Annotated in this window: 19 protein-coding genes; 3 read left to right on the top strand and 16 right to left on the bottom strand. The window is 52.6% G+C overall.

What is annotated here, in order from left to right; genetic code table 11:
* Window positions 1–23: 23 nt before the first annotated feature.
* From AC1W8Y_RS09265 to AC1W8Y_RS09215, 11 genes are all read right to left on the bottom strand, one after another.
* Complete coding sequence (locus AC1W8Y_RS09265; RefSeq protein ID WP_482014192.1) at window positions 24–1,199, bottom strand: acyl-CoA dehydrogenase family protein; 1,176 nt, start codon at window positions 1,197–1,199, stop codon at window positions 24–26.
* A 56-nt stretch (window positions 1,200–1,255) separates the two neighbouring features.
* On the bottom strand, window positions 1,256–2,200 hold the full coding sequence (locus AC1W8Y_RS09260) for a hydroxymethylglutaryl-CoA lyase (RefSeq protein ID WP_482014191.1): 945 nt from the start codon (window positions 2,198–2,200) through the stop codon (window positions 1,256–1,258).
* Window positions 2,201–2,228: 28 nt separating this feature from the next.
* A complete protein-coding gene (locus AC1W8Y_RS09255; RefSeq protein WP_482014190.1) occupies window positions 2,229–3,029 on the bottom strand; it encodes an enoyl-CoA hydratase/isomerase family protein in 801 nt (266 codons plus the stop codon).
* Entirely contained in the window at window positions 3,026–4,201 is a 1,176-nt protein-coding gene (locus AC1W8Y_RS09250; protein ID WP_482014189.1) for a CaiB/BaiF CoA transferase family protein, read from the bottom strand. The genes AC1W8Y_RS09255 and AC1W8Y_RS09250 overlap by 4 nt, the downstream gene beginning before the upstream one ends.
* Window positions 4,202–4,203: 2 nt before the next feature.
* Window positions 4,204–5,169 (bottom strand): tripartite tricarboxylate transporter substrate binding protein, encoded by a 966-nt coding sequence (locus AC1W8Y_RS09245; RefSeq protein ID WP_482014188.1) that lies wholly within the window; start codon window positions 5,167–5,169, stop codon window positions 4,204–4,206.
* Window positions 5,166–6,233, bottom strand: coding sequence for a tartrate dehydrogenase (locus AC1W8Y_RS09240; protein ID WP_482014187.1), 1,068 nt, complete (start codon window positions 6,231–6,233; stop codon window positions 5,166–5,168). The genes AC1W8Y_RS09245 and AC1W8Y_RS09240 overlap by 4 nt, the downstream gene beginning before the upstream one ends.
* Before the next feature lie 55 nt (window positions 6,234–6,288).
* Window positions 6,289–6,777 (bottom strand): TlpA family protein disulfide reductase, encoded by a 489-nt coding sequence (locus AC1W8Y_RS09235; RefSeq protein WP_482014186.1) that lies wholly within the window; start codon window positions 6,775–6,777, stop codon window positions 6,289–6,291.
* A gap of 2 nt (window positions 6,778–6,779) precedes the next feature.
* Window positions 6,780–8,096 (bottom strand): sialidase family protein, encoded by a 1,317-nt coding sequence (locus AC1W8Y_RS09230; RefSeq protein ID WP_482014185.1) that lies wholly within the window; start codon window positions 8,094–8,096, stop codon window positions 6,780–6,782.
* Between the two features lie 12 nt (window positions 8,097–8,108).
* Window positions 8,109–10,304, bottom strand: coding sequence for a TonB-dependent receptor plug domain-containing protein (locus AC1W8Y_RS09225; protein WP_482014184.1), 2,196 nt, complete (start codon window positions 10,302–10,304; stop codon window positions 8,109–8,111).
* A 116-nt stretch (window positions 10,305–10,420) separates the two neighbouring features.
* A complete protein-coding gene (locus AC1W8Y_RS09220; RefSeq protein WP_482014183.1) occupies window positions 10,421–10,807 on the bottom strand; it encodes a DUF2946 domain-containing protein in 387 nt (128 codons plus the stop codon).
* Between the two features lie 31 nt (window positions 10,808–10,838).
* On the bottom strand, window positions 10,839–11,699 hold the full coding sequence (locus AC1W8Y_RS09215) for an isocitrate lyase/PEP mutase family protein (RefSeq protein ID WP_482014279.1): 861 nt from the start codon (window positions 11,697–11,699) through the stop codon (window positions 10,839–10,841).
* Window positions 11,700–11,884: 185 nt separating this feature from the next.
* On the opposite strand from AC1W8Y_RS09215, the gene AC1W8Y_RS09210 reads away from it, so the two are divergent.
* A complete protein-coding gene (locus AC1W8Y_RS09210) occupies window positions 11,885–12,505 on the top strand; it encodes a 3-keto-disaccharide hydrolase (RefSeq protein ID WP_482014182.1) in 621 nt (206 codons plus the stop codon).
* Here the strand turns inward: AC1W8Y_RS09210 and AC1W8Y_RS09205 are convergent, their stop codons facing one another.
* Window positions 12,506–13,189, bottom strand: a complete 684-nt coding sequence (locus AC1W8Y_RS09205; RefSeq protein WP_482014181.1) for a carboxymuconolactone decarboxylase family protein — start codon at window positions 13,187–13,189, stop codon at window positions 12,506–12,508. It lies immediately after the preceding gene.
* A 134-nt stretch (window positions 13,190–13,323) separates the two neighbouring features.
* Between AC1W8Y_RS09205 and AC1W8Y_RS09200 the strand changes: the two genes are divergently transcribed.
* Entirely contained in the window at window positions 13,324–14,334 is a 1,011-nt protein-coding gene (locus tag AC1W8Y_RS09200; RefSeq protein WP_482014180.1) for a catalase family peroxidase, read from the top strand.
* A gap of 52 nt (window positions 14,335–14,386) precedes the next feature.
* Here AC1W8Y_RS09200 and arfB read toward each other — a convergent pair whose 3' ends face one another.
* Window positions 14,387–14,785 (bottom strand): alternative ribosome rescue aminoacyl-tRNA hydrolase ArfB, encoded by a 399-nt coding sequence (gene arfB / locus AC1W8Y_RS09195; RefSeq protein ID WP_482014179.1) that lies wholly within the window; start codon window positions 14,783–14,785, stop codon window positions 14,387–14,389.
* A 22-nt stretch (window positions 14,786–14,807) separates the two neighbouring features.
* On the bottom strand, window positions 14,808–15,746 hold the full coding sequence (locus tag AC1W8Y_RS09190) for a LysR family transcriptional regulator (RefSeq protein WP_482014178.1): 939 nt from the start codon (window positions 15,744–15,746) through the stop codon (window positions 14,808–14,810).
* 101 nt (window positions 15,747–15,847) lie between these two features.
* Here AC1W8Y_RS09190 and AC1W8Y_RS09185 point away from each other — a divergent pair, with 101 nt between their 5' ends.
* Window positions 15,848–16,921 (top strand): alkene reductase, encoded by a 1,074-nt coding sequence (locus tag AC1W8Y_RS09185; RefSeq protein ID WP_482014177.1) that lies wholly within the window; start codon window positions 15,848–15,850, stop codon window positions 16,919–16,921.
* 40 nt (window positions 16,922–16,961) lie between these two features.
* On the opposite strand, the gene AC1W8Y_RS09180 is transcribed toward AC1W8Y_RS09185, so the two are convergent.
* Window positions 16,962–17,360 carry an MAPEG family protein gene (locus AC1W8Y_RS09180; protein ID WP_482014176.1) on the bottom strand — a complete coding sequence of 133 codons (399 nt, stop codon included), beginning with the start codon at window positions 17,358–17,360 and terminating at the stop codon, window positions 16,962–16,964.
* Window positions 17,361–17,435: 75 nt separating this feature from the next.
* A complete protein-coding gene (locus tag AC1W8Y_RS09175; protein ID WP_482014175.1) occupies window positions 17,436–18,275 on the bottom strand; it encodes a class II aldolase/adducin family protein in 840 nt (279 codons plus the stop codon).
* Window positions 18,276–18,312: the final 37 nt, after the last annotated feature.

Genomic DNA, 18,312 nt, shown 5'->3' with positions numbered 1-18,312 from the left:
CTAACGCGGTGCAAGACCCAAGGCTAGAAAGATCGAGGCATCCCCAACATATGTTCACCGATATAAGACAACACCAGATTGGTTGAAATCGGGGCGATTTGAAACAACCTCGTTTCACGCCATTTCCGTTCAACATCATATTCACGTGCATAACCGAAGCCACCGTGGCACTGTAGGCACGCCTCTGCTGCGTGCCAGGTGGCATCTGCCGCGAGCAGTTTGCCCATGTTGGCATCATCCCCGCAAGGCAGGCCCGCATCGAACATGGCCGCCGCGCGACGCAGGACCAGATCGGCGGCTTCGATTTCAGCGTAAGCCCGCGCAATCGGAAATTGCACTGATTGGTTTTGACCAATCGGCCTGTCAAATACTCGGCGTTCTTTGACGTAGTTGATGGCCGTCTTGGTAAACCAACGTCCATCGCCAATCGCTTCGGCTGACACTAAAATCCGCTCAGCATTCATTCCATCGAGAATATATTTAAAGCCCTTGCCTTCTTCACCAATTAAGCTTGACGCTGGAATTCGGACATTGTCAAAAAAAACTTCAGTGGTGTTGTGGTTGATCATCGCCTTGAGGGGACGAATATCCAGTCCCTTGTCTCTCAGGTCGCGAATGTCGAGTAAAAAAACCGACAGGCCCTCGCTTTTCTTTTGACAGGCTTCGATCGGTGTCGTACGGGCGAGCAACAACATCAAGTCTGAGTGCAGCGCGCGAGACGTCCAAACCTTTTGGCCGTTGATCACATAGCTATCGCCGTCGCGAACGGCACGCGTTTTCAGCTTCGTGGTGTCTGTGCCGGACGTGGGTTCAGTCACGCCAAAGGCCTGCAGTCGCAACTCACCACTGGCGATCGCAGGCAGGTATTGTTGTTTCTGAGCCTCGCTGCCATGGCGCAAGACCGTTCCCATGGTGTACATCTGCGCGTGACAGGCCCCGGCGTTGCAACCCGATGCATGGATTTCTTCAAGGATGACGGCCGCCGCTCTCAAGGGCATACCGCTGCCACCATACGCTTGCGGGATCAGTGCACTCAAAAATCCAGACTTCGTTAAGGCTTGAACGAACGCTGTCGGGTAGGCTTCATTCGCTTCTAAGTCGCGCCAGTAGGGCCCTTGAAAATCCGCACAAACTTTGCGTACTGCTTCGCGGATATCTGCGTAATCTTCACCGATTGCAATCGTTAAATCTTGGTTCATTTGAAATCCGACACGGTGGGTGGGTACTTGAATATGCGCTGAAATAGCGGGCTGCTTTATGCAGCAGCCAGTCGCTCTGATGCGGTTAAGTAATTGCGTGGCAGACCGGCTCGAGCAAGCGCGCCTTGCATAGGGATGTCTGGCAAAGACGCTGCAATGATTTTGCGCACCTCGACCAGTTTGTTGAGGTCGACGCCAGTGTCAAGGCCCATCGAGTCAAGCATGAAACACAGGTCTTCCATGACAATGTTGCCGCTTGCACCCGGCGCAAAAGGACATCCCCCGAGCCCGGCCAATGAAGCATCGAAATGCACGATGCCACATTCAAGGGCAGCGGTCACGTTCGCTAGCCCCGTGCCTCTGGTGTCATGAAAATGGGCGGCAATCGGCAGCCGATTAATCTCAGCAAGCACCGCCTTAAAAACACCTCGTACTTGATTAGGATCTGCGTAACCCACGGTGTCAGCAATCACGAGTTCGTCGGCACCCGCCTCGACGAGTGCTGTCGCATATTTAACAACCTCAGCGACCGAGACACGACCCTCATATGAGCAACCCAGAGCGGTCGACAATCCCCCCACAATCAAAGGACGTTTACCTTCTGGTTGTTGTTTGATCATCGCCACAATGTCGCGAAAATCCGCGACTGACTCCTCGCGTGGACGACGCACGTTCTTCATGTTGTGCGTTTCACTGACTGACATGACAAAGTTCAATTTATGAACCCCAAGTTCAACGCCACGCTGGGCACCTCGCATATTGGGGATAAGCGCCGCGACCAGCAGGCCCGGTATCTTTAGCGCTTGTTCAGTGATTTCAGCCGCATCGGCGAACTGTGGGATCAGCTTTGCGGGGACGTAGGACGTGACCTCAATCTCGCTCAGACCAGCAGTGGCCTCGGCTTGTATCCAGGCCATTTTGGCGTTGGTAGGCATGAAGGTCGGATGAATTTGTAGACCATCGCGCAATCCGACTTCACGGACAGTGACTTTTTGCTTCATGACGACCTTGCCTCTCTACGGTTTAGATTCAGCGACCTTTGAAATTTGCTTGACGTTTTTCATTAAAGGCAGCGACGCCTTCCAATCGGTCTTCAGTATCGACTAAGTGGTTGTAGGCTTCGACTTCGAAGCGAAATGCTGTGCGAAGTTCCATTTGCCCACCATATCTGATCGATTTTTTAACTTGCCGAACTGACAGAGGCGCGTTGGCTGCGATAGTTTGGGCCGTTTCAATAGCCTTTGTCAACACATCCTGCGGATCGTAAACAGCATTGACTAAACCCCATTGCAGGGCTTGCTCGGCTTGAAAGGGTTTGCCGGTCATGATGATTTCTTTGGCTCGACGGTCGCCGACTGCACGTGGCAGATTTTGTGTACCACCAGCACCGGGCATGATGCCTAAAGTGACTTCGGTGAGTGCAAACCGCGCGGCCTGACTCGAGTAGATGAAGTCGCAACAGAGTGCCATCTCAAGCCCACCTGCATAAGCGTGACCATTCACAGCAACGATCACAGGCAGGGGCAGATCGACCAATGTCCAGAACATGCGCTCAAACAATTCATGTTGCCGAGTCCATTGATCTTTGGTCATGCCGTTGCGTTCTTTCAGATCACCACCAGCACAGAATATTTTTTCGCCCATCCCCGTCAGCACGACACACCTTACATCCTCTGGCTCTGCTGTCAGTCGATTCCAAAGATCGAGCAGATCGTGTCCCATCTGAGTATTGATTGAGTTTCCGACGGCGGGGCGGTTCAGCGTTACCTTCAATACATGCGCATCGACCATGTCGCAAGCAATTGTTTCATAGCGTGGTAGCGTACTCATGCGTCTTGTCCTTGAGGGCTTTGAATGATCAGGTTGGTATGCTCACCGAGCTTAGGTGGCGCACCATAAGGGCTGGGCTTAATCCCGTCAAAACTCAAAGGCAGACCAATAAACTTCATTTCAGTGCCCGGGACAGGTTGCACCACCCCCATGGCTTCAGTTTGCGGGTGGGCGAGCATTTGCGCAAGGTTGTTGACGGGCGAGCAGGGCACCCCCGCCGCTTCCAGCACGCTGATCCAGTGATCTGTCGATTGCGACAACATGATGGCATCAATCATCCCGTATAACTCCACTTGATTGGCGACGCGGGCTGGGTTGTCAATGAACTTAGGGTTGTTGATCCAGTCATCATGACCAAGTGCGGTGGCCAATGATTTGAACAAAGCGTTACTCCCGGCCGCCACAACAATCTCACCATCGTTGGTGAGGTAGCCTTTGTAGGGGACGATCCCTGGTGCACCAGAGCCTTGCTTCTCAGCCACAAGGCCCGAGGCGAGATATTGCGATGCCAGTAACGAGACCCAGCTTGTCGCCGTTTCAAACAGAGAAACGTCAATGACTTTGCCTATGCCTGTCGTTTGCCGTTCATAAAGGGCAGTGAGTGCACCAATCACCGCCCACATTCCCGTCCCCATATCCACAATGGATGCGCCCACCCGAACAGCGGGACGTCCTGGTTCACCTGTCGTGCTCATGATGCCGCCAAAGGCTTGCATGAGAGGGTCGTATCCAGGTTTGTCCTTCAAGGGGCCAAGATGACCAAAGGCGCCGAGGTTGCAGTAGATGAGCGAAGGTTTTAGCGCGAGCAGGCTTGCACCATCCAAACCTAACTTTTCAACGTGGCCTGGGCGCAGATTTTGGATGACGATATCTGCGTGCTTGCTGATATAGTCCTTAAGCGCGTTAAGTTGCTCTTGGTCGCGCAGGTCGCAGACGACCGATTGCTTGTTTCGGTTCAGCGATTGAAAAAAAGCGGAGGCACCTTCCCAGAAAGGCGGCCCCCATTTGCGTGCGTCATCTCCATCAGATTTTTCGATCTTGACGACATGCGCGCCGAGTTCACTAAAAATTTGCCCCGCAAAAGGCGCCGCCACACTGTGACCCAATTCGACGACGACCAAACCTCGAAAAGGGAGAGGGCTCTTTAGAGACTTGTCCGCGCTGTGCTGCATGTTCAGCGATCCAACAAGCCTGAGTTCTTGGCATCATCCATGATCAAGGGCGTCTTTTCTGCCATGAAAGCCTGCATTTTCTCGAATGGCACATCGACGACAACGAAGCCTCCTTCTTCGAGTTGTGCTTTCGCTTTCGGGTCGCGATTAAGTTTTGCCATAAAGTCAGACATCTTTTGTTTAATCGCATCTGGCGTACTCTTGGGCATTGCGATGCCACGATAGGCGCCATCGACCCAGTTTAAACCTAGCTCTTTGAAGGTTGGCACGTCTGGTAATGAAGGGTGTCGCTGTTCAGTCGCGATCGCTAAGGTACGCACTTTTTGTTTTTGTTGAATAGACAGTGGCAGATACCCCATCGCCCCATCGACGTGCATGCCAATCAACGACGAGATGAGGTCGCCTGTGCCTTTGAAGGGAACATACTCAACGTTGACGCCCGCTAACCGTTTAAGTCGCTCGGTTGCCATCTGTGCACCTGAGTACTGACCGGATCCTGCCAGCGACAATTTGCCTGGATTTTTCTTGGCGGCAGCCACGAAATCTTGATAAGTCTTGTAAGGGCTATCTGCCGAAACCATCAAGGCGTCAGGCGTGTAGTGAAAGTAGTAAACGGCACTGATGTCGGCGGTCTTGAACTGTGCGCCCTCCTGCAGCGGTTGCAATACCACGTGCGGTAGGTTCACGCCCACAATGCTCGTGCCGTCGTTGGCGAAATTATTGATCTGGCCCCAGGCAATGCCGCCACCAGCACCCGCTTTGTTCAGGATAACCATTTGCTGGTGATACTGCTGAAAAGAAATGTCAGCTTGCAAGCGAGCCACGATATCCGACTCACCGCCCGGAGGAAATGGGATGACATACTGTATCGGTTTGTCCGAAATCACCTGCGCCTGCGACACGAACAAGCTACCGGACAGTGTCAGCAACAGGGCCGTCACGCTGCGTTTAAACGTAGATTTATTCATTTTGCAATCTCACTGAGTAGGGCTGCAGTGACTTGTGCTGTGCTGGCTAAGCCACCCAAGTCCCGAGTGTGCAGTTTTTTGTCGGCCGTGACCGCTTCAATGGCTTGCATGAGCGTTACAGCCGCCGCGCTTTCGCCGAGATGTTCGAGTAGCATCACCACGGACCAGAAAGTACCGATGGGATTGGCCAGGCCCTTGCCCATGATGTCAAAAGCCGATCCGTGGATCGGCTCAAACATGGATGGATAGCGCCGCTCGGGATCGATGTTGCCGGTTGGCGCAATGCCAAGACTGCCGGCCAGTGCCGCTGCCAAGTCGCTCAAAATATCTGCGTGCAAGTTGGTCGCAACAATCGTGTCCATCGTCGCGGGTTTATTGACCATGCGGGCAGTGGCTGCATCAACGAGTTCTTTATCCCAGGTCACATCTGGGTATTCTTTCGATATCTGTACAGCGATTTCATCCCACATGACCATCGCGTGTCTTTGGGCGTTTGATTTGGTGATGACCGTCAATAGCTTACGGGGTCTGGCCTGTGCCAGTTTGAACGCATAGCGCATGATGCGCTCAACCCCTGCACGGGTCATCATGCTCACGTCTGTCGCCACTTCAATCGGATGGCCTTGGTGGGCACGGCCGCCAACGCCCGCGTACTCGCCTTCGGAGTTTTCGCGCACGATCACCCAGTTCAGTTGCTCAGGGGTACAGCGCTTTAGGGGGGCATCAATACCTGGCAAAATACGAGTTGGACGAACATTTGCATACTGGTCGAAGCCTTGGCAAATTTTTAGTCTCAAACCCCAAAGCGTGATGTGATCCGGGATGTCCGGATCGCCCGCAGAGCCAAATAAAATGGCATCTTTGTCTCGCAGAGCATCAAGACCATCGTCTGGCATCATGATGCCGTGCTGGCGATAGTAATCACCCCCCCATCCGAAATTCTCGAACTCGAAGTTGAGCGCGGTATTGTGAGCAGCAAGTGCTTCGAGCACTTTTCTGCCTTCAGGGATGACTTCTTTGCCAATCCCGTCTCCGGGAATGGTCGCGATTTTATAGGTTTTCATGTCGCTGTCTCGGTTGGTGACTTCTAATGATCACCTGATTCTATACCGTGGCGAGTTAGTCGTCTTTAGTCACTTTCGATAGCCATCGGGTGATCCGGTTGAAATCCACGCTTCCGCGTATTTTTTGGGTATTGCCTTGGGCGTCGATCAATAAGGTGATGGGCAATTCGCCCTGCCACTTAGGGTCAATCTCGTAACGCATGTATTCATCAAAATAGTCGGCAGAGACGAAATGGAGCGCTTCTATTAAGTTAGCTTGCGTCAAGGTTTTGATTGTCATGTCTTCGGGGACTTGGTCTACCTCAAGAAACGCGACGAGCACGCCGGGGTGAGTTTGCATAAATGACCCCCAAGCAGGTAACTCTGTCACGCAGGGCCCGCAACTGAAGCCCCAGATGTGAATAATGGCGTTGTGCCCTTGGGCTTGCGCAAGCAGTTTGGCCCAGTCCCCGCCGTGATAAGGGGTCACTGGCTTTGCCATCACGTGAGTGCAAAGCAGCGAGAGCAAACAGAAGAGTCCGACAAGCGATTTCATTCGATTCATGGTTAAGGCTCAATGGCTTGCAATTGATATCCCCGTGCTGCGGTCAGCCAGGATAGGTAGACGTTTTGGTCGTGACTGATGAGCAAGGGGTGATCGGTGTACCCCGTGGCCTGCGCGATTTGTTTGGGTGGCGTCCATGTCTTGCCCTCGTCAACAGAGCGTTGCAACCAGACAGAGGCTTGCCGACCATCGAAATTCTTCCAGACCAGCCAAACTGCCTTGCCTTCGGTCAGCAGATAAGGTCTGCCGCTTAGCTTGTCACTGTCGCCCAGTTGCATGGGCGTCGAAAAGTGCAGACCTGCATCCGTCGAACGTGCATAAAAAGTGCCCGAACGATTCGACCCTTGCGTGTACCATGCGGTATGCAATATCCCTGATGTCGAAACCGCGACTGCTGGGCCGTGATGAGGACAGCTGTTGGTCACCCAATGATCATCCGCAATGGGCAGTGGCCTTCCTGGCTGGGTAGCCGACGAAAATATTTGCGCTGCATGGTCTCGGGTAGTGCCGTCAAAGTTTGCGCGGTAGACAACGACGGGCAGGCCGCTTTTGCTAAGGCCTAGTGCGATGCGGCAGCATTCGCAACTTGAGGGCTCTGAAATATGGTCAGGTTCAAAGGATTGACCCATATCGGATGACCAGGCATAGGCAATCGACCCACCCTCAGCGGGCTTGCCTTGCCTTTTTGCTGCTGCAACCAGACGCTTGTCTATCCAGATGGCAAACAACTTGCCTGTTGGTGTCAACGCCAGACTGGGGAATCGTTGGCTCGAAGGGTCATCTGCCAACGCATGGGGTGGTGTAAAGGTATTACCCCTGTCAAGAGACGTCGTGATATTTGCCTGAGCATTCCATTGCCTATCTTTGAAGAAAGCGTAGGCAATCGAGATACGGTAATCTTTGTCAATCACGATGCTCGGTCTGGCATCTGGGCCAGTATCAAGAAAGGCGTCGTGCTTAGCGATTTCAATGGCGGGGCCAAATGATTGACCCAGGTCGGTTGATCTCGCTGCCATGACAGCGCCCCCGCCTGACCAAGTCAACCATAGAGACCCATCCGGTGCAAAGGCTGGTGTGGCCGCTTTGGCGCATGGCAAGGTCTGATCTTGACACTGTCCTTGGGTCATCGCTGCATGGCTGACCGATGCAGCATCCATCGAAGTTGAGCTCGAGTGAGGGGGCGCAGTGCTGGCGGCAAGCCCGTCATGATGATCGGCGGGTTCGCTTTGTGCGATACCGGTGCCGTGGACACCCATGCATAGTGCAGCTATGGCCATCGATGCGTTGACCCGACGGTTAAACCCTGCCGAAAGTTTCATGATCTTTTTTGCTTAAAAAGTGGCACGCATGCCAACGGTAAACCAACGAGGTAGGCCGAGCGAAGGTACCGTCCCGGTGTTGAGTGTATTGCCCTCAAAGGTCGTCACGCCCAAGCCTTGCGACAGGTATTGCACGTTGAAGACGTTTTGTATGCCCCCATACACTTGCACAGTTTTGTCTAATTGGTATCTGAAAGCAACATCGACGAGCGTGGCACCGTCATTGAGTTGCGTATGGGCCGTGTTCTGCCAGAAAGCAGGGAATGACTGCAAATGCGCACTTAGCATCAGGTCTTGCGTCGCTTGCCATTGCGCGCCAGCCTGAATCATCCAGGGAGGCACTTGGCCTAGCTGTGCGCTCGTCGGGTCTGACGGTGAAGTGCCGCTGCCGTAGTCAGAGCTGGTCAGGTAAGCCCATGTCTGTGTGAAGCCGAGACTGACATTAAGATTTTTTAAGACTTGTGCCTCACCCAAAATCTCATAACCGCGAATCGTTGCGTTGCCTGCATTGACATACTGCTTCAGCGAACTGATACTGCCCGCGGCGAGCCCCGTACCTGCGATCAGCGGGTTGCAGGTTGAGACAGACGAACAATTTGTTGCCAGATCAAGGAAGTTACTCAAGTTGTTGTTGAACGCGGTCACTGAAAGCTTAGCGTCCTTCTGAGCCGTGTGAAGATCAAAGCCAATTTCTTGACCGACATTGGTCTGCGGCGTGAGCGATGGGTTGGCGATCGTGATGGATGAACCACTTAAATACGTCCGGTAAAGTTGGTTCATGCCCGGTGCGGCAAAGTTGCGATAGATGGCCGCACGTAAATCCAGATTGTCGTTGGCGTATAACTTTAGACCGAGACTAGGATCGAAACTGTTATAGCTGTTGTTCGCCAAACTTGAGTTGATCGGGCTCGCCGCACCTGTCGTCGAGAAGACGTTGCCCGACAGACTGGCGTTTGAGATTTGATAGAAATCTTCTCTCAAACCAAAACTGACATCGAGCGGTATTTGTTCGAATTTATAGGTGCCAGACACGAACAAACCTTGAAACGTGTTTTGCCCGTTATTGATCAAATTGGCTGTGATGGCGCCGGTTGAGCCATACTGCCCGATATTGTCGTTTGAGGTGATAAGACGAGCATCGGCGCCAAATTTCACCGCTTTAAACTGACCAACATCTTTTTGATAGAACACAGAGCCACCGTAGCTTTGATAGCTATCCAATTCGCTTTGGCTCACATAAGCAGAGCCAATGTTCGGGGTCAAAATATTGAACGATGGCGTTTGACCAGCATTGGTGGTCTGCATTTGGTTCCAGCTTGCCCATGCATTGAAATTGATGCTGCTGTCGTCTGCAAATCTGGTTGAGCCGCCCCCTGACAGCAGATACGAGTTCCATTGATTGCCAGCGATGTTCCAGGTCAGACCGGTTTCCTGTGTCTGGTTGAATCTGAACTTCAAGTAATAGGTCGAGTCCGCATCGGGTGTGAAATAAGTTGATAGCAGGCCGTTGTATACCTGCGAAGCGGTGGCTGACATATTCGGGTTGCGGTAATCTGCAGGTGTCGTGTTGAAACCGTCGCTTCTCGAATAATCAAAGCTCAATCCCATCGACATTTTGTCAGTTTTAAATAACTGACCCGAGATACCCGTGTTCACGGTGTTGTAGCTGCCATAGTCGGCATAAACACTCAATTTGTCATCTTGAGGCGGCCGGCTGACTAAGTTGACGATACCACCCATGGCGAGATTTCCCCACAGGCTGGTTGCACCACCGCCTCTGATGACCTCAATACTGTTGATCGAGTTTTTGGGGACTTGTGCCCAGTTGATAGTCCGAAAAAATGGATCGTTCAGGGGGATACCGTCTAGCATCACCAAGGTGTTTACGTTGGTACTGGTGCCAAAGCCACGGATATTAAACGTGCTGCCCGTGGGATGCAGCGATGTAGACGGAATCGAATTGATATAGATGCCAGGAATTTTATTGATCACTTGGTCAACCGTGGCCTCAGGCATGTTCTGGACTGCGTTGCGATCCAGCACTGTCGTACTCAAGGGCATGTCTTCAAGATCTGTGCCACGACCAGCGGTCACCGTGATGACTTCCAAGGCGGGTGCTTCGGTTTTGGCTTCTTGAGCGTGGGCGGCAAAACAAGTGCCCAGCGCAACCGTGAGGGCGCCCAGACGGGATAAAGGGTGAGATATCATGTTGAAACCTAAAAAATTCTATGGATGAATGGCACGACCAACGATAGTTGGTCAGCAAACGATTTAGATAGAAGACGGCCAGCGGGTCGGCAAGGGTCGCGTCGCCGCTGCTCGTTTTAGGTAAGGTGAGGCGGGGCTCTTGGCGAGCCCATCGCCCAAGGCAGGCGTCTGACTTGAGGCAGTGCATAGGCTGGTGGGTGCGCAATCGCAAACGGCAACGCCAGCACGGGCAGTACCGTCGGACTCGGGTTCAGATCAATTGGCTGAGCGCTACACCAGATACAGTGCTCACCACTCAGGTGCTGTACCGTTTGGCCTGATGCTTGATCAAGCGGTTGTTGGTTGCTATCGAGCCATGACAGACCAGCTGAAGTACAAATCGAGTTTGAAAAGACATCAGAGGACCGACTGGCTTGCGTCAACGCAGGCATCAATGCCGAGAGCAACACCGCCAACGTGGTGAGCCAGGCACAGATCCAAGCGGGTTTACTCTTTCTCAGCATGCCGTGCAGTATAGCAGTGGAGTTCGGTCGTTCATTGACCGCCCGATTCGTACTTTTGACCGCGGGCCAGAAGCTCAGGGGTGCCGATCAGCGCATTTAATCCGTCAAAGGTCTGCATCTTGTCCTGATAAGCCGCAGTGCTGCCCGTGGCTTTCAAACTCGCATAATATCCTTGTAAGGTATGCGCCACCGTCCTGGCTGCGCCACCCGGAAAGATGGCGATTGAGTAACCGAAGGCTTGTAGCTCAGCAACGGGTTTGACGGGCGTCTTCCCGCCTTCAACCATATTCGCGAGTAAGGGCACACGGCCACTAAATCTCTCGTTAACGACGCGCATCTGTTCATCTGAACGAACGGCTTCAATGAACAGTATGTCTGCACCTGCGCCTAAATAGGCTTCGGCGCGATCGAGGGCGGCTTCAAAGCCCTCAACAGCGACCGCATCCGTTCTGGCCATGATGAGCGTGCTGGCTTGATGACGCGAATCGACAGCTGCTTTGATTTTGCCAACCATCTCGACCGTTGAGACAACCGTTTTGCCGTCGAGGTGACCACAGCGTTTGGGGAAGCTTTGATCCTCTAGTTGAATGACGGTCGCACCGCTGCGTTCAAATCCGCGCACCGTTCTCTCGGTATTGAGCGCGTTACCAAAGCCCGTATCTGCGTCAATAATGATGGGCAGACCGATGCGATCGCTGATTTGAGCAAGTCTCTCGTTGACCTCGGTGAACGTCGTCAGACCAACATCAGAGCGCCCCAACAGGGTATAGGCAATCGAAGCGCCTGATAAATAGACAGCTTCGAAACCACTTTGCTCTGCAATCAAACCAGATAGCGCGTCGTAGATGCCTGGGGCAAGCAGAATTTGGGCTTGTTGCAAACGGGCTTTCATGGCGGTTTTTAGTAAATTCAATTTAGACTCCCCTCAGAACGACACAATGAAGCACGATTGACCATCCACGATTATGTGGCTAGCATGACAACGCAATAATATGCGATGGCTGAGGTTGATAACTCGTTGCTGTTGCGTCTATAAAAACTGATCAGGTAAAGAACTTGATCTAACCGGAGATAAAAATGAAGACAGTTATCAAGTTCAGTATCGCCAGCGCAACCAGTGCGCTGGTGTTGGTGTTGTCGGGCTGTGCGGGGATAGAGCAAGCGCCAGTCGCCGTTGCACCGCCAGCGGGTGCAGGTTGGATTGCGCTGATTGACGGGACTAATCTCAACGCGTTTGTGCCGGTTGGCAACGCGCCGATTCGCCTCGAGAACGGCATGGCAAAAGCTGAAGTCGGCACGGGTTATCTGTTGACGAAAAAGTCATTTCAAAACTTTGAATTGTCAGCCGAAGTGTATGTCGATAGCGTTGCCAACTCGGGCGTCATGATTCGTTGCGCCAAGCCGCCCAAAGTGGATGCTGATGATTGCTACGAATTTAACGTGTGGGACGTCAGGCCCGACCCAACTTATGCAACAGGCGCCATCGTCAATGTCGCTAAAGTGACTGACTTCCCAAGAGCTGCGGGTAAATGGAATTCGCTCAACATCACCGCAAACGGATCGCATTTGACGTATACCGTTAATGGAACTAAAACCGCCGATGTGCAAAACAGCAAGCTGCCCGCCGCCGGCCCCTTGGCGTTTCAGTTCGACGGTTACGTCAGATTCAGAAACGTCTGGATCCGACCACTGAACTAATTACTTGGTTTTTGTCGCTGCAGCGGGGCTCGGAAATGCGGGCTCTGCGCCAGCTGGCAAAGGGGTTCGATTGACATTGAGCATCATCGAAACCATGACGTAATAGCCACTCACCGCCATCAGGTCGACCACGCCTTGTTCACCGAATAAGTCTTTGACAGCGGCATAATGCTCGTCACTGACTTGGTGAGTATCGAGCAGCTCGCGGCTGAAATTGTAAATCGCCGTTTCTTCCTTCCCCATCCCTTGTGGGCGCTCGCCTTTGGCCAATTGCTCTGGTATTTTTGGATCTAACCCTGCTTTCAACGCTAAGCGGGTATGCGCATACCACTCATATTGTGAACCCCAATGTTGCCCGACAATGATGATGGCAAATTCGTTGAGACGTGCCGGCAACGAGCTATGAAAGCGCAGTTGCTCTCCGGTTTGGCGCAGAGCCTGCGCCAACTGTGGGCTGCGCAAATACACGTTAAACGGGGCCCCCACGCTCTTTGCCCCTGCCTGTACGGCAGCACTACCCGTCGCTGAGACGGGGCCTGCCATCAGTTGATCAAAGTATGTCTTTTGCTCTGGTGTCATCTGATCGACGGGAACCCGAGTGAACCGTTCTTGGGCCTGTGCAGTAGGCATAGCGGCTAGCAAAGCGAGCAAGCAGAGAGCGGTGAAGCTTGAAATGCGTTTCATGTTTGAAGTCTCCGGATTATTTGAATTGACTCGATTGTCGCACCGAAACATCTGTTTGAATACCAAGCAAAGTGACAGAGAAAAATGGCAAAAAAAGAGTATTGTGGATGTTCTAACTAAGGATGGAAATCAACATGAGTGCAAAAAAATCTACCACTTGTTTACCGACAATCGGGGCCTTCGTCGCTGGCCTGAGTTGCTGTATGAGTGCTTGGGCTCAAACACCACCGACGGGCGAGCAAGTGGTGAATGCGCTCGAAAGGCAAAATGGGGTAACTGCTGGCGAACGTCGCAATCACATTGTCGGGGTCTGCGTGTCAGGCAGCTTTGTTGGCAACAAAGAAGTTCAGGCTTATTCTAAGTCGGCGTTGTTCTCTGGCGCTTCTATCCCTGTGCTTGGTCGTCTGTCGTTGGCTGGTGGTAACCCCAAAGCCCCCGACACGGCAAAGAGCCCGCGTGGCATGGCGCTTGAATTTAAATTGCCTGGTGGTCAGTTGCATCACTTCACGATGTTGAACGTGCCGGTTTTCGGTGCCGCGACGCCCTCTACTTTTTATGAAGCGGTGCAAGCTGGTACGCCTGATCCTGCGACGGGCAAGCCCGATGCTGACAAGCTCAAAGCTTTTAGAGCAGGCCATCCTGATGTAGCCCCTTTGGGCGATTACATGGCATCGCATCATCCGCCAGCCAGCTATGCCACCAGCGATTATTTTAGTATTCACACGTTCAAGTTCGTTAATCAAAATAATCAAACGACCCTGGTCAAATGGCAGTTTGTGCCTTTGGCGGGCGTGCAGTTGCTGACTGACGCAGAACTCACGTCCAAGCCCGCTAGGTTTCTTGATGAAGATATAACCAAACGCGCTGAAGCGGGACCGATCAAATGGGAGATGGTGCTCACGATCGGCCAAGCGGGTGATGAAGAGATCAACCCGACCGTGTATTGGCCCAAAGATCGTAAGGCGGTAAAGGCCGGTATCCTGACCATTACCAAAGCTTATGCGCAGAAGGGGGCTGATTGCGAAAAAATCAATTTTGATCCCTTAGTGATGAGCGATGGGGTTGCACCCACTGCAGATCCTGTGCTGAACTTTCGTTCGTCTGCCTATGCGGCGTCGTATGCAAGAAGGCTAACCAACCAATAGTCCCCTGAGACAGGGCGATCATTCAATAAGCGGAGCATGCTCAATCAGTCAATCAATCGATCGCCTTGCCTCGACCTGCCTTAATCTCAGCCTGTTTGCGCTTACCGGCCAAACGTCTTTGCGTCGAACTGTAAGTTGGTTTAGTCGCTAAGCGACGTTTGGGTGGGTGCGCGACGCTATTGACCAAATCGTGCAGACGTTGAATCGCCTCACTGCGGTTAAGTTCTTGACTTCGATGCGTCTGAGCCTTGATCACAATCGCACCGTCACGGGTGATGCGATGATCCTTGAGTGCCAATAGGCGAACCTTGACGTCAGCGGGTAGAGAAGACGTGGGAATGTAAAACCGCAGGTGTATCGCACTAGAAACTTTGTTGACGTTTTGGCCACCCGCACCTTGAGCCCGCATGGCGGTCAATTCAATGTCTGAGTCGGAGATGTTGATTAGCACGTCGGCGTGACCTGAGCGCTTTCTAAGGGAGTGCACTTGACGAGGACAGCCGTGTTTTACCGCTCAAGCTGATAGACTGATCGGCAAATGCATCGCACAAAAAGCGCACAAACGCTGCAACCTTGCTGCTCACTAACCGCCGCGAAGAATGCATCACCCATATCTCAACCGCACGATCTGGCACGTCGCCCCATTCAGTCAACTTGCCATTGGCGATGTCTTCTTCGACAAAATTCCGCGCAAGAATAGCAGCCCCAATCCCTTCGATCGCGGCATCTCGGATGATAGAGGGGGTTGGGAGTTTGAGAACAGCATGCCGATTCACGGTTTGTATGATGCCGCCCCGCCGTATTGTCCAAGTCCCATGATCTGGCATCGTGGTGCCAACAATGGCGGGGATACTGGGCGTGGCACCAGCACCTCCTGTTGCTTGCGGATAAGACAACGACGGCGCCGCCACCAAAGCAAGTCGATCGCGAAAGAAACAGCGACCGACGAGATCGTTATCGGGGGTTGGATTAACACGAATAACGATATCGTAGCCATCTTCAATCAAGTCGACGTGATGATCTTCGACAGTTACTTCTAGTTGAACATCTGGGTAAAGGCGGGCGAATTCAGCTGCCAATCTGCCGATGGCAGCGTTTCCGAACGTGACAGGCGCACTAATCCTTAACTTGCCGCGCGGCTTACCCAGCCCTGCGGTCAGTTCTTCTGCTGCATTGGATACCTCGCCAAGCAGACCAGCCGTTCGGTTGTAAAGGGTTTTGCCTTCTTCCGACAAACGAAATGACCGACCAACCCGCTCGAGCAATCTCACGCCGAGACTTTCTTCGAGTTCGGCGACATGGCGTGACAGCGAGGCTTTGGGTCTGCCACTAGCACGGCTAGCTTTACCGAAACCGTCATAACTAGCTACCAAATTGAAATCGGCAAGCGCTTGGAAATTAAATTGTTTCAATTTTGAGACTATCTGTTTATTTTTTCGATATATTTTTTATTAATGATACAGCATAAGATGGCTCTACGGCTGTTTCAAGCCACTTCAACCAGGAGTTTTCAGTGCCGACAGACAAACTACTTAGCCCGTTCAAGCATGGGCCTTTCGACTTTAAAAATCGCGTGTTTATGGCGCCGATGACGCGCTCACGGGCCCCACAACGGGTACCCAACGATTTAATGGTTCAGTACTATTCGCAACGCGCCAGCGCTGGTTTAATCATCAGCGAAGGCACCCAGGTGAGCGCACAAGGTATCGGCTATGTGTTTACGCCAGGGATCCATACCGATGAACAAATCCAAGGGTGGCAACAAGTCACTCAGGCGGTCCATCAAGCGGGCGGGTTGATGTTCGCCCAGTTGTGGCATGTCGGCCGCGTCTCTCATCCAGCGTTTCATGGTGGCAAGCTTCCCTTGGCGCCATCAGCAATCTCTTTTCACGGTCAGGTGTATACCGAGAGTGGCCCTCAAGACACGGTCACTCCCCGAGAGATGACCCTGGCCGACATTGAACAAGCGATTGCGCAGTTCAAAGCGGGTGCAGAAGCAGCGAAAGCCGCTGGCTTTGACGGCGTCGAGATTCACGGCGCTTTTGGCTATCTACCTGCACAGTTTCTGGAAGACGGATCAAATCGACGGACTGATCAATACGGTGGATCGATCGAGAATCGTGCGCGATTTTTGCTGGAAGTAACCGATGCAGTGATGGACGTCTGGGGACCAGACCGTGTGTCGGTGCGCTTGTCGCCTCGTATCCCTTATAACGGGATGAGCGATAGCCAGCCCGAGCAGACCTACCTCTATGTGGTCGAACAACTCGAAAAACGCAAGCTCGGTATTTTGCACTTCATGGAGCCCGCCCAACTGCCAGCTGGCGTCACCGCTTTGTTACCACGTGTTCGTCAGGCCTTCTCTGGCTTGTTATTGATTAATACTGGCTTCGATCAGCAAACCGCTTCGACCGCCGTTGAGACAGGGGGGGCGGATGCCGTTTCGTTCGGTACCTTGTTTCTCGCGAACCCAGATTTGCCTGAGCGTTTCAAGCATCGTGCGTCGTTGAATCAGCCCGACCGTGCCACCATGTATGGTGGTCACGCTCAAGGTTACGTCGACTACCCCATGCTGACTGCGGTCTGAGTCGACCATTCATCAAGAGCAGAACAAACGTGGATATTGTTTATTTGACGATATCCACGATAACAACGATCAGCGTGATGACCACCATGCCGATATTACTCAACAGGCTCAAGGCAGCACCGGGGGTACGGCTTGCTGGGTTTGAAACGTAAAGCCTGGCGTAGAGTGCACGACCCACGATAAAAGCAATCCCCGGCACCAGTGCCCAGGTTGCACTGACGAAATGTGCAAACATCACAACCGCTGGGATGAACACAATCAGCAGTTCAGCCGTATTCATTTGCACCCGATACAGACGTTCCCATGTTTCATTGCCTGTTGTTTTTGGCGCTGGCACGTTGTACTTCCCGCGTGCGGTTCCGACGCGAAACGTGAAAAACAAATATTGAGCTAAAGCAATCAAGATGATCAGCGCAATGTTGAGAGGGATTGCTTGCATAAAAACTCCGGATGGTAAGTTATTTTTTTGATCGAACGTTCGAATCATAAGCCATCGGTTGGCGCATCACTCGATTCAGTCGAACATGTCAGGTTGGTCTTCGACTAATTGAGTCCAGATCGTTTGAAAGTGCAGCCAGCCGATATATTCGCTGCCCACATGCTCTCGGCTGTACAACGCTTTTTCGTGAGGTACCAACATCGGTTTGTGCCCACTGGCTTCAATCAACAATTGTTGCTGACAGCAACGCTCAAGTGCGATAAACCAGAACGCAGCTGCCTCAATGCTATGACGGCTTGCCGTTAACAGACCATGATTGCGATGGATCGCGGCTTTAACGCCTTTGAAGTGAGCGGCCACGCTGCCGCCTGCTTTGACTTCGACGGCTACTTGACCCGCTTCGGCCCCAATGACGGCGTGATCTTCGTAAAAGGCCGCGGCATCTTGGCTAATCGGATCGAGTTTTTTACCCAAGGCAGCGAACGCGGTGCCGTAAACCGTATGAGCATGGCACATCGCAACGATATCTGGATGCATTTCATGCACAGCCGCGTGCAACACAAAGCCCGCACGGTTGATCGCATAACGACCTTCAACCACACGACCATCGTGATCCGCCAGGATCAGATTTGAAACACGCACTTTTGAGAAATGCACGGCCATCGGGTTTGTCCAATAGAGATGGGGATGCTCTGGGTCTCGCACGGTCAGATGCCCTGCAAAACCGTAATCAAAGCCGTGTATATGAAACGCTCGACAAGCGGCAACGAGTCTTTCTTTCAAATGTTGACGCTCTTGCGCATAAGACTCAAAGCGGGGTCGATCGGGGAAGATCAATCCCGGTTGTTCAGGTTGATAAATTGACTCTCGTTGACCAAGGTTTAATTCGTTGGGATTCTCCAGAACTTCGCTCATCTTTTGTCTCGCTTTATAAGGTCTCGTTGGGCAGTAA

This window comes from Jezberella sp. (genome assembly GCF_964834465.1).
The sequence above is the reverse complement of the archived record's forward strand: the minus strand, read 5'-3'. Positions and strand labels throughout refer to the sequence as shown.

Coding starts and splice junctions, on each gene's coding strand:
- AC1W8Y_RS09255 (WP_482014190.1), bottom strand. CDS start 3,029: ATGAGTACGCTACCACGCTATGAAACAATTGCTTGCGACATGGTCGAT.
- AC1W8Y_RS09245 (WP_482014188.1), bottom strand. CDS start 5,169: ATGAATAAATCTACGTTTAAACGCAGCGTGACGGCCCTGTTGCTGACA.
- AC1W8Y_RS09215 (WP_482014279.1), bottom strand. CDS start 11,699: ATGAAAGCCCGTTTGCAACAAGCCCAAATTCTGCTTGCCCCAGGCATC.
- AC1W8Y_RS09175 (WP_482014175.1), bottom strand. CDS start 18,275: ATGAGCGAAGTTCTGGAGAATCCCAACGAATTAAACCTTGGTCAACGA.
- AC1W8Y_RS09240 (WP_482014187.1), bottom strand. CDS start 6,233: ATGAAAACCTATAAAATCGCGACCATTCCCGGAGACGGGATTGGCAAA.
- AC1W8Y_RS09210 (WP_482014182.1), top strand. CDS start 11,885: ATGAAGACAGTTATCAAGTTCAGTATCGCCAGCGCAACCAGTGCGCTG.
- AC1W8Y_RS09220 (WP_482014183.1), bottom strand. CDS start 10,807: ATGCTGAGAAAGAGTAAACCCGCTTGGATCTGTGCCTGGCTCACCACG.
- AC1W8Y_RS09180 (WP_482014176.1), bottom strand. CDS start 17,360: ATGCAAGCAATCCCTCTCAACATTGCGCTGATCATCTTGATTGCTTTA.
- AC1W8Y_RS09260 (WP_482014191.1), bottom strand. CDS start 2,200: ATGAAGCAAAAAGTCACTGTCCGTGAAGTCGGATTGCGCGATGGTCTA.
- AC1W8Y_RS09235 (WP_482014186.1), bottom strand. CDS start 6,777: ATGAATCGAATGAAATCGCTTGTCGGACTCTTCTGTTTGCTCTCGCTG.
- AC1W8Y_RS09205 (WP_482014181.1), bottom strand. CDS start 13,189: ATGAAACGCATTTCAAGCTTCACCGCTCTCTGCTTGCTCGCTTTGCTA.
- AC1W8Y_RS09250 (WP_482014189.1), bottom strand. CDS start 4,201: ATGCAGCACAGCGCGGACAAGTCTCTAAAGAGCCCTCTCCCTTTTCGA.
- AC1W8Y_RS09225 (WP_482014184.1), bottom strand. CDS start 10,304: ATGATATCTCACCCTTTATCCCGTCTGGGCGCCCTCACGGTTGCGCTG.
- AC1W8Y_RS09230 (WP_482014185.1), bottom strand. CDS start 8,096: ATGAAACTTTCGGCAGGGTTTAACCGTCGGGTCAACGCATCGATGGCC.
- AC1W8Y_RS09200 (WP_482014180.1), top strand. CDS start 13,324: ATGAGTGCAAAAAAATCTACCACTTGTTTACCGACAATCGGGGCCTTC.
- AC1W8Y_RS09265 (WP_482014192.1), bottom strand. CDS start 1,199: ATGAACCAAGATTTAACGATTGCAATCGGTGAAGATTACGCAGATATC.